This window comes from Enterococcus thailandicus, assembly GCF_001886265.1.
Classification (GTDB): Bacteria; Bacillota; Bacilli; order Lactobacillales; family Enterococcaceae; genus Enterococcus_B; species Enterococcus_B thailandicus.
In genome coordinates this window covers 85544-96939 of the sequence record NZ_JXLE01000011.1, presented here as the reverse complement: position 1 = coordinate 96939, position 11396 = coordinate 85544, and the positions used below count along the sequence as shown (strand labels likewise).

The following is an 11396-nucleotide window of genomic DNA, read 5'->3' as shown; positions in this document are numbered from 1 at the left end:
TTGTCAAGAACTTTTTTGAAGTTTTTCTTGACGAAATCAAGCTTCATAAGCTGTCCTTTTTAAACGACTCAGTTATCTTATCATGTGATTACTCACACGTCAACAACTTTTTGAAATTTGTTTTCTGAAAGAATTTTCAACTTTCAGCAGTTGTCCGCCTTGCGAACAAATAATAATATACCAACTAAAACAAGGCAGGTCAATGAATTTTTTTCTTTTTTCTACTTTTTTTCACTTGTCCGATCATTGTTATTCAAAATATATTTTTTGTTCGTTTTTAAGGCGAATATTTAAGATGTTATTTCGAAAAAGCAGAAAGAATTTATTAAATCCCTTTTTGATTTTCTAGTAAAAAAAGAAGCTATCTGTTTAGCCAGATAGCTTTCTTCTATACCATACACTCTATTGTTTAACGCATTGTTGGGAACAACAAAACGTCACGAATTGACTGTGCATCTGTAAGTAACATTACTAAACGGTCAATTCCGATTCCTAATCCGCCAGTTGGTGGCATGCCATATTCTAAAGCTTCCAAGAAGTCTTCATCTACACCGTGTGCTTCATCATTACCCAGCTCACGCTCTTTTTCTTGCGCTTCAAAACGTTCTCTTTGATCAATTGGATCATTCAACTCAGTGAAGGCATTTGCAAATTCTCTACCAATAATAAACAATTCAAAGCGATCAGTAAAACGTGGATCTTCAGGATTTTTCTTCGCTAATGGTGAAACTTCCACTGGATGTCCATAAACAAAAGTTGGTTGTGTTAATGTTTCTTCAACAAATTCTTCAAAGAATTCATTAATTACATGTCCCACACCCATTGCATCTGTTACTTCCACGTTATGTTCTTTAGCAATTGCAAGAGCTTCATCTAACGTCATCTCTTTCCAGAAATCAACACCAGTTTGTTCTTTAATTGCATCGACCATATGAACACGTTTGAAATCACTCTCAAGGTCAACTGCTTGACCATCATAGGTAATGCGCGCTGTTCCTAAAACTTTTTCTGCTGCGTTACGAATAATTCCCTCAGTTAAATTCATTACATCGCGATAATCCGTATAAGCAGTATAAGCTTCTAGCATTGTGAACTCAGGGTTATGCGTTGTATCAATTCCCTCATTACGGAAAACTCGACCAATTTCATAAACTTTTTCCATTCCGCCAACAATTAAACGTTTTAAGTGTAACTCTAGTGCAATACGTAAATATAAATCAATATCTAGAGCATTGTGGTGTGTAGTAAATGGACGAGCAGCTGCTCCACCAGCTTCATTGTGTAAAACAGGTGTTTCTACTTCAATGTAGCCATTTCCATCCAGATAACGACGAATTTCGCTAATGATTTGACTACGTTTCATAAAACGATCAAAGCTTTCGCGATTACTAATCAAATCTAAATAGCGTTGACGGTAACGTTGTTCAATATTTGTTAACCCATGATATTTATCAGGTAATGGACGCAAAGCTTTTGAAAGAATTGTAAATTCTGTTGCTTTGATTGTTACTTCACCTGTATCAGTTTTCATGATTTGACCCGTAACTCCGAAGAAATCTCCTAAGTCAGCATGTTTGAAAATCTCATAGGCATCATCACCTACTTGATCTTTACGTACATAAATTTGGATTTGTCCTTCACGATCTTGAAGATGCGCGAAGCCCGCTTTTCCTTTTCCGCGGCGAGTCATCATTCGTCCAGCTACACTAGCAGTCAAACCCATCTCAGCTAATTCTTCTTTTGTTCTTGAATTAAATAATTCATGCAACTCTTCTGAGTTATGTGTACGTTCAAATCGCTTACCGAACGGATCGATTCCAGTTTCTCTTAGTTCTTCCATCTTTTGGCGGCGAACAAGCATTTGATCATTTAAATCTTCTACTTGATGTTGTTGTTCCTCAGTCACAAAAGTTCCTCCATTCTCCTAGTTGTTCTCAGTTCTAATAATGCCAATGAAACACAAAAAAAGCAAGCCGAACTTAAATTTTCGGCTTGAAATTCACAAAAATCTTAGAAATCTGTTTAATGTTTTATAGCAACTTTTTCCGTTTTTTCTAAAAAAGCTTCAAGCAAATCATTGATTTCCTGTTGGTTTTCAGAATGGTTGATTGCTACTTTTACTTTAGCTGCGCGAGAAATCCCTTTTAAATAGTAGGAAGCATGTGTTCGAAATTCGCGACAGGCTACTTGTTCCCCTTTTAAGTCAGTTAAACGTTGCAAATGAAGTTTTGCTGTCGCAATTTTTTCAGCCGGCGTCGGTTCAGGGATTAGTTCACCTGTTTCTAAATAATGTTGCGTACGGTGAATCATCCAAGGGTTGCCTAATGCTGCTCGCCCAATCATCACACCATCTGCTCCGACATACTCCAACATACGTTTCGCATCTTCGGGTGTTTTGACATCTCCGTTCCCCATAAAAGGAATCGTTAAATGCTGTTTCACTTCTTTCAAAATTTCCCAATCAGCTTCGCCCTCATACATCTGCACTCTAGTACGACCATGCATAGCAATTGCTCCTGCTCCAGCCGACTCTGCTGCTAACGCGTTTTGCACGGCAAAAATGTGTTGATCATCCCAACCAATTCGCATCTTAACCGTGACGGGAATGTCTACAGCAGAAGATACAGCATGAACCATTTCATAAACCTTATCGGGATCAAGTAACCATTTTGCTCCCGCTTCCGCCTTAATAACTTTGTTTACAGGACACCCCATATTGATATCAATAATATCTGCTGTCGTGTTTTCTTGTACAAATTGTGCAGCCTCAACCAAGCTATCTTTATTTCCACCAAAAATTTGGACACTTAGTGGATGTTCTGCCTCTTCAATATGAAGCATTTCTAACGTTTTTTTGTTTCGAAAATGAATACCTTGATCGCTAATCATCTCACAAACGACTAGTCCTGCACCAAATTCTTTAACTGTTACTCGAAAAGCAGAGTTACTAATTCCAGCCATTGGCGCAACAACTACGCGATTCGGAATTTCAACGTTTCCAATTTTCCATTGATGTTTCAACTAAATTCCTCCTACTGCTTCTTCTTTCAGCGCTAATAATTCTTGTTCAGAATACTCGTACTTATTATTACAAAATGAACAAACTGCTTCTGCACCATGGTCTTCATCAATCATTGCTTGAATTTCTTCTGTGCCCAGTGCAATGATAGCTTCTGCAAATTTTTCTTTTGAGCAGTCACAAGCAAATTGAACAGGCATTTTTTCTAAGATATTTAACTCTTCTGTTCCTAATAATCCCTTCAAAATTTCTTCAGGTGTGTGACCTTCATCAAGCAATGTTGATATTCTTGGTGTTGTTTTCAATTGGTCTTCAATTTTTGAAATTGTTTCTTCATCTGCACCTGGCATAATTTGGATCATAAATCCACCAGCTGTTTTGATGCTGTCATCTGTATTTACTAGGACACTTAGGCCAACTGCTGATGGAATTTGCTCAGAAATAGCTAAGTAGTAAGTAAAGTCTTCCGCAATTTCCCCCGAAACGATGGGTGTCTGTCCAGAAAAAGGTTCTTTTAATCCCAAATCCTTAGTTACAGTGAACATTCCTTGTGTACCTACTGCACCACGAACATCAATTTTCCCTTCAGCATTCAACGGCAAACTCAAATGTGGATTTTTAATATATCCCTTTACATCGCCTTTACCATTTGCGTCAACAACGATTCCAACAGCTGGACCGTCGCCTTGAATGCGAACCGTTAATTTATCTTCACCTTTTAGTGTCGCTCCTAATAATAAACTACCGACTAGTGTACGGCCTAACGCTGCCGACGATGTATGCCATGTATCGTGGCGACGTTGTGCTTCTGCCACTGTATTTGTTGCTTGTACTGCATAAGCACGAACAAAACCATCATGTGCTAGTGCTTTAACTAAATAATCTTCCATTATTGTATGTACCCCTTTTTTTGATTTTTCAGCTCCTAGTGAATCATACTAGCAACTTTCATTTTTTTCAACTTTTGAAATCAGAGCTTAATAATAAATAAAACTGAACAAAAAAGAAATCAATTTTGTTTGTGTACAAATTTCTAGTTCAAACTACTCAATAGAAAAACTAAATTGAGTGAATCCAAAGAAAAAAGCTGGGACAATTAATTGTCCCAGCTTCAAAACATTTTACTATTTATAACGATCTTCAAAGTTGTTTTTGTCGTAATCAGACTCTGTGTCTTTGTCTTTTTCTTCTTCAGCAACTTCTGAACCAGTTTCTTCACTGGCCAATTTTACTTCTTCAGCTTCGTCTTTTAGTTCTTGTTTTGTTTCTTCAAAATCTTGTTTTTCTTCTGCTTGTTTCTCCGCATCTTTTTCTTCTAAAGCACGTTTTGCTTCTTCAAACGTTTGTGCTTCTTTCTCACTTGGATAATCAGCAGACTCTGTTCCTTCTGGCATCACGCCACGTTCGAACAATGATTTAATTGCTTTTGCATCTAGTGTTTCAAACTCAAGAAGTTTTTCTGCAATCAACTTATGTTGTTCACGGTGTGCTTCGATAATTTCATGCGCTTTTTGATGAGCATCCATCAAAATCTTGCGAACTTCTTGGTCAATTTCAAATGCAACTTGTTCAGAGTAAGCTTTTGTTTGACCATAATCACGGCCAACAAAGACTTGATGGTTTCCTTCGTATTGAACTGGACCAAGTCGATCACTCATTCCATATTCAGTAACCATGCTTCTAGCTAATGAAGTAGCTTGTTCAAAGTCATTTGAAGCACCGGTTGATTGAACGCCAAAAATAATTTCTTCAGCTGTACGACCACCAAGTAAGCCAACGATTTGTTCAAACATATCTTCTTTTGTCATCAAGAACTGATCTTCTTTTGGTAAAGCAATCATGTATCCGCCCGCACGGCCACGAGGGATGATTGTTACTTTATGAACGATACGCGCGCGGCTTAAGACTAAACCAACGATTGTATGACCAGCTTCATGATAAGCAACCATTTCGCGTTCTTTCTTATTAATTACGCGATCTTTCTTAGCAGGACCAGCAATAACGCGATCTTCTGCTTCATCAATATCAGATGCATCAATTTTCTTTTTATTACGACGAGCGGCTACCAAAGCAGCTTCGTTTAAGACATTTTCTAAGTCTGCACCAGCAAATCCTGGTGTTTGTTGTGCAACCACTTTTAAATCAACGTTGTCTGCTAAAGGTTTATTTTTAGCATGAACACGTAAAATGGCTTCACGACCTTTGACATCTGGACGACCAACCAAAATTTGGCGGTCAAAACGGCCTGGACGTAACAACGCTGGATCTAAGACATCTGAACGGTTCGTTGCGGCAATCACAATTACGCCTTCATTTCCGTCAAATCCATCCATTTCTACCAATAATTGGTTCAATGTTTGTTCACGTTCATCGTGTCCGCCACCCATACCAGCTCCACGTTGACGACCAACAGCATCAATTTCGTCAATGAAAATGATTGCTGGTGCATTTTTCTTCGCTGTTTCAAACAAATCACGTACACGACTTGCCCCAACACCGACGAACATTTCAACGAAATCAGAACCAGAAATGGAGTAGAAAGGTACACCAGCTTCACCGGCAACAGCTTTCGCTAATAACGTTTTACCTGTTCCTGGAGGTCCTTCTAAAAGAACACCCGCTGGAATTCTTGCACCTAATTCAACAAATCGACGAGGATCTTTCAAAAACTCAACAACTTCAACAAGTTCTTGTTTTTCTTCTTCTGCACCAGCAACGTCAGAAAAACGAACACGGTTGGCTTTTTTGTCGGCTTCTTTGGCTTTTGATTTACCGAAGTTCATCACTCGGCCACCGCCGCCACCGCCACCACCTTGTTGACCCATCATCATATAGAAGAAGAAAATGATGATGACAATTGGCAAGAAGCTTAATAGTAGAGATACCCAAATACCGCTACTTGACTCTTCTTTAATTGTTGTTCCTACATCATGTTGTCTTGCCAAGTCTGTTACCTGACTTAACGTTGTGTCGTTTGGCAAAATGATAGTTGTGAAGTGTGTTGTTGATACATCAGTTGAACCTAGGATCGCTAAACCGCCACTGTTGCTAACTGTTTGTTGTTCCTTGTATTCACCAGTGATTTTATACACACCGTTTGCAGGTTGAACACTAAATTCTTTGATTTTCCCTGACTCTAATTGTTCAGTAAATTTTGAGTACTCGATGTCTGACGACTGCTGGCTATTGTTACCAAAAATAAAATAGACCACCATGACCATCGCCAAAATTACGAGGACATAATATAAGGCATTTTTCATCATGCCGTTATTCTTTTTGTTCATAGTTACCCTCCTTAAACACTAATTTGATTTAGAAATTTTTATCAATCCTGACCATTTCATTGTAACATAACTCATTTCAGAAAAGGCACTAATTTGACTGATAAACACTAGGTTTTAAGACCCCAACATAAGGAAGGTTTCGATAAGCTTCTGCATAGTCTAAACCGTAACCTACAACAAATTCATTAGGTACGTTAAAACCAACATAATCCGCTTCGATATCCACTACGCGTCCTTCTCGTTTATCTAATAAAGTAACAATTTTCACGGAATTTGCTTTACGATATTTAAAAAGATCAACTAAGTATGCAAGTGTTCGACCACTATCGATGATATCTTCAACGATCAACAAGTCACGACCTTCAACGTTTGTATCTAAGTCTTTTACGATTTTTACTTCACCAGAAGATACAGTAGCATTTCCGTAACTTGAAACATCCATGAAATCTAACTCTAAATAAGTGTCAATTGAACGCACGATGTCTGCCATAAAAGGAACAGCTCCTTTTAATACGCCGACTACTAGTGGATTTTTATCACGATAAGTTTCAGTTAATTCTTTGCCCAGTTCTTCACAACGAGCTTGTATTTCTTCTTTTGAAATCAAAACTTTCTCAATATCCTTTTCTAACATTGGGTTCTCCTTCCAGTTGCTTCTTTTGATATTTGTAAAGAAGTATGTAGTGTATTTTATCAGTTTCTTTGTCAATACTCAAATAAGAAAAGGTAAAAGGAACAACACTATACACGTTTCTTTGCTCATCTGTAATCAACCATGCTTGTTCCCTGTGTGAATCAGGGATTTTTTTGTCAATAAAGTAACGGGAAACTTTCTTCGTAAGCGTTTCAGTCAAACGAACCCGATCACCCGGATGTCGTTGATCCACCTGAAGTTTCGTACCGTCTTCGAGCCACAAATCATGTCTAAATTCCGACCAATCAGCAAGATTTTCTGGTACAGCTAGCTTGTCACTTGAAAACAAACCAATCCATTGTGAATCACTTAAATAAATCGGCTGGTTTGGAAGCAGCATCCGTGGCACGAAGCTTTGCACTGGTTGGAGCTGTTCAATTCTGACATTCGTATACTCTTTTTTAAACAGCCAACCTTTACCTAAATCAAACTGCCATTGGCTTTTATCACTTTTCCATTGATTCACTAGAAATAAAATTTGCTGCTCTTTTACTGCGACCGTTGTTTCGTTAAACAACTGTTCAAAAAGCGCATGAAGAAAAAAATAGCGTTCACTTTCAGCCATTTCGGAAATTTTCGCTACAGAAATTTGCCAGCCATTGGCTAATGGTTGGAGAAGTTCAGTTACTTTTTCATTCATCTGTTTTTGAATCAGTTCATCCGCCCATTGAATTTGCTTTGAAAATCGTTGGAAATGACTTAAAGTTTGCGAGTTTTCTTCTTTTAATCGTGGGATAACTAAGTGACGCAGCCGATTTCTTTGTACATCTAATTTCTGATTTGTTACATCTTCAAAATAAATCAACTGCCGTTCTTTAGCATATTCATATAATTGTTCCTTACTATAACTTAGTAATGGACGAATTAACCTTCCTGTTGCAAATGGTTGTATTTCTTTGATTCCAGCAAAGCTACTCAATTGTCCCCCTCTTAAAATTTTCATCAAAATCGTTTCAATTTGGTCATCTCCATGATGGGCAGTCATCAACGTATCATAGCCTTCCTCGTGCATGATTCGAGAAAAAGTTTGATAACGAAATTGACGCGCAGCTGTTTCAATTCCTGTTTCAGCAGGCCGTTCCCATGTAATGGAATAAAATGGAAGGTTCTTTGCTGCCGTATACGTTTGTAAATAATGTTCTTCCTCAGCAGATTCTACCCGTAACTGATGATTGATATGAACAACGCCCAAAGCAAAGAAATTTTTTTGTTGTGCAGCTAACAATAAATCCAATAAAACCATTGAATCTACTCCACCAGAAACTGCAACTAAAATTTTGGTTGTTTCCGACCAAAATTTTTTTTGCTGTCCTACTCTACTAAACCGTTCTTTCACGATAATCTACCTCCTCTCAAAAAAGAAAAGCCGAGACAAAACGAAGCCAATGTTTTGTCCCAGCTATATTTTTGTTTGGTACGAATAATGATGTGTTCAACAAACGTTCTCCTAAACTACGAATGGCAAGAAAAACGTTCGGATGATTCGTCATCTTTATTAGCTACGACGTCCGCCGCGACCTCCACGTTTTCCTTCAGTGTTACGTTTTAATGAAGTTAGTCGATCATCACTATCTTTCAAAAATGAACTCATCAATGAATCGAAGTCTTCTTTCGTATTTGAAGGCTGACTGCGAGAGAAAGATTTTTTAGGTGTTGAGCGAGTACGATTTTCTCGAGGTTCCTTATTTTGATGTTGAAATTTCTTTGCATTATGACTTGTTTCTTTACCAGCGCTTTCTGGTTGTTCTTGTGCTTTACGAATGGATAATCCAATTTTTCCGTCATCACCAACAGATGTAACTTTTACTGTCACCTCATCGCCAACACTTAATACATCATGAATATCTTTTACAAAACCGTTCGATACTTCACTGATATGGACTAAACCTGTTTTACCAGAACCTAAATCAATAAATGCACCAAAATTTGTAATACCTGATACTTTTCCTTGCAGTTTTGCTCCTACCTCGATTGACATAAAAAAAATGTTCCTCCTATTTATTACCCAATTTATATTCCTGCTTATTTTGCAGTTGTAGAACTCGTTGATTGGTTTGTTTCTTCTGTTGAACTGCTTGTATTAGATTCTAATACTGGATAGACTTGCTCGCCTTCTTTGGAATAAAAGAATTTGCTTCTGGCAAGCTTTGCGACATAGTCGTCATCCTTCAGCAGCGAGACATCTGATTTTAATTGCGAGACGTCTGCTTTGACTTCTTTCATTTCCGTGGTAGCTTCGACTTTTAGCTCAGCTAGTTTATCTAGACGTTGCATATCTCGGAAAATCTGCACACCAATGATTGAAAAAATGACCAAAGCGCCTAATAAGATGACCGCTAACCGACGTCTGCGAAAAACGAGCTGACGTTGTTGCTTTTGAAACTCAGCGTATTTTTTCTTTGTGTAATCTGTATCTAACGCAGCAATTTTATTGCTTTTTTTTGCCACTTGCTTTCGCTCCAATCTGTTTTGGCTTGTCTTTTCTATTATACCAATATCAATAAAGCTTGTCTAATCTATTAATTTACGTTTTCTGTTCTTGTTTCTGAAATAATTTCGTACATTTTTTGTGCATCTTCTTTTTTGGTTGACTCATGAAGTTCATTGACTTTGATTTCCATTGTCTTGTTCCCAAATTGGATTTTTAAGACATCGCCAACTTTTACATCACTTGAAGATTTTGCTAACTTGCCATTTACTTGAATTCTTCCTTTATCAGCCACTTCTTTTGCTACAGAACGTCGCTTGATAATTCGAGAAATTTTCATAAATTTATCTAATCGCATAAAATATCCTCACTTTTTCTTGAATTTTTGATTGAATCGTAGAATTTTTTTACCAAAAGGCAACAACAACCACTCACGAATGGTAAAAACTTTCAACGAGATGACCGCAAAGACAAATGTTAATCCGCCAATTGCGACACCGATAAGACTAATGAGTAATGCACCCGACCGATGCATGACCGGTCCAACAATCACTTGGATTACTCCATAATAAATAAATAGAACAAAAATCATCCAAGCTAAACTTTGTAACAATTTTTTGCCAAAAGCCCGCTCTTTCCAAAAGGCATTCACCTCAGTTGTTTCTATATGAATAAAATACCAAAGAGTCACTACTAAACCAAGTAAGGTTGATAGACTTGCCCCAATCGTTCCAAACCATTGTGTAAACAATGCTGTTGTTAATAATTTTACTAATAGTCCCCAGCCAGCACCTTTCAAGGATGGACGAAAAGAATTCTTACTTTGCGCAATACTTTGGTAAGCTTGGATCACGGCGGTTAAGACAATTGCAAACACAAACAGCACTAAAGTCGCATTTCCTGCGTAGTCTTTAAACAACGCATAGTTGATATAAGGTAGTAACATTGCTAACCCGACGGAAGCCGCCAAAGCTAGTGCCGTCGTTAACCGCAGATACATCTTAGCAGTCTTCACAAATTGTCCATAAACAGCATCTGCTAAATATCTAGTCAACGTCGGTAAAAAAGTGGCACTCAATGCCGTTGCAATAACTAGCCCTAATTGTACTAATGGCTGGCCACGATCGTAGACTCCTTTAGCTATTTTAGACGCATGTTCACTCAAACCATAGATTTGCAACGCATTCTTTACAAAAAATGAATCAATTAATTGAAAGAAAATCAATAATCCACTGTAAATCGAAACTAAACCACCCTCAACCAAGAAACGACGTATCAGCCACTTACTTGGTTGCGAGAAAATAGGGAAGCTTCGAAAGCGCATTGCCCCTCCATGAATTTTTTGTTCATAATAATAAAGAACAAGATACGCGCATAAGCCACCTACTACGGCACCACTCATTGCAGCAGTTCCCGTTTCGTAAACATCCCAACTATACTGTTTAAACGCAAATGCACTGAACACGATAATCGACACGCGAACAATTTGTTCCACAACTTGTGAGATAGCCGTTGGTTCCATCAAAAAATGCCCCTGAAAGTTTCCTCGATAAAAAGACAAACCAGGCATCAATAAAAAGGTGAAGGAAACAACTTCAATCAAAGGTTTCAGTTGATAATCACCCATCATTTGTGCTAAAACGCCACTAAATAACCAGACACCTAACCATAAACAAACCCCTGTCCAAAAAACTAAGGGATATAGTTCTTTTAGTGCTTCCCGTTGTTTTAATGGTTCTTTTTTTTCTGCAACATATTTTGAAATAAATTGTGGTAACCCCGATAGTGCCAAGGCCATCGCAATGCCATAAATCGGATACACTTGTTGATAAACATAAAATCCTTCATCACCAACTAAGTTTTGAAGAGGAATTCGATAAAGTGCGCTTAAAACTTTAGCAATAAAAGAAGCTACGGTCAAAATCACCGCTCCTTGCATCACTTGACGCATTTCTTTGTGGTCCAAGGGAA

The 11396-nt window shown here is 37.9% G+C and carries 9 protein-coding genes and 1 pseudogene; all 10 read right to left on the bottom strand.

Annotation, left to right across the window (positions count from 1 at the left end; genetic code table 11):
* Positions 1 to 409: 409 nt before the first annotated feature.
* A complete protein-coding gene (gene lysS, locus RV17_RS09025) occupies positions 410 to 1906 on the bottom strand; it encodes a lysine--tRNA ligase (RefSeq protein ID WP_067484745.1) in 1497 nt (498 codons plus the stop codon).
* 116 nt (positions 1907 to 2022) lie between these two features.
* Complete coding sequence (gene dusB, locus RV17_RS09020; protein ID WP_071869036.1) at positions 2023 to 3021, bottom strand: tRNA dihydrouridine synthase DusB; 999 nt, start codon at positions 3019 to 3021, stop codon at positions 2023 to 2025.
* On the bottom strand, positions 3022 to 3909 hold the full coding sequence (gene hslO, locus RV17_RS09015) for an Hsp33 family molecular chaperone HslO (RefSeq protein ID WP_071869035.1): 888 nt from the start codon (positions 3907 to 3909) through the stop codon (positions 3022 to 3024). It abuts the gene before it with no gap.
* A 234-nt stretch (positions 3910 to 4143) separates the two neighbouring features.
* On the bottom strand, positions 4144 to 6303 hold the full coding sequence (gene ftsH, locus RV17_RS09010) for an ATP-dependent zinc metalloprotease FtsH (RefSeq protein ID WP_071869034.1): 2160 nt from the start codon (positions 6301 to 6303) through the stop codon (positions 4144 to 4146).
* Between the two features lie 88 nt (positions 6304 to 6391).
* Positions 6392 to 6937 (bottom strand): hypoxanthine phosphoribosyltransferase, encoded by a 546-nt coding sequence (hpt, locus tag RV17_RS09005; RefSeq protein WP_067484734.1) that lies wholly within the window; start codon positions 6935 to 6937, stop codon positions 6392 to 6394.
* Positions 6931 to 8339, bottom strand: a pseudogene (gene tilS / locus RV17_RS09000) (tRNA lysidine(34) synthetase TilS). The gene hpt and the pseudogene tilS overlap by 7 nt, the downstream one beginning before the upstream one ends.
* Before the next feature lie 153 nt (positions 8340 to 8492).
* The gene (locus RV17_RS08995) at positions 8493 to 8975 is read right to left on the bottom strand and encodes a S1 domain-containing RNA-binding protein (protein WP_067484728.1); all 483 of its coding nucleotides are present in this window, start codon (positions 8973 to 8975) and stop codon (positions 8493 to 8495) included.
* Between the two features lie 44 nt (positions 8976 to 9019).
* Complete coding sequence (locus tag RV17_RS08990) at positions 9020 to 9445, bottom strand: FtsB family cell division protein (RefSeq protein WP_067484725.1); 426 nt, start codon at positions 9443 to 9445, stop codon at positions 9020 to 9022.
* Positions 9446 to 9516: 71 nt separating this feature from the next.
* The gene (locus tag RV17_RS08985; RefSeq protein ID WP_067484722.1) at positions 9517 to 9783 is read right to left on the bottom strand and encodes an RNA-binding S4 domain-containing protein; all 267 of its coding nucleotides are present in this window, start codon (positions 9781 to 9783) and stop codon (positions 9517 to 9519) included.
* Positions 9784 to 9792: 9 nt separating this feature from the next.
* Positions 9793 to 11391 (bottom strand): putative polysaccharide biosynthesis protein, encoded by a 1599-nt coding sequence (locus tag RV17_RS08980; protein WP_083571974.1) that lies wholly within the window; start codon positions 11389 to 11391, stop codon positions 9793 to 9795.
* Positions 11392 to 11396 lie beyond the last annotated feature (5 nt).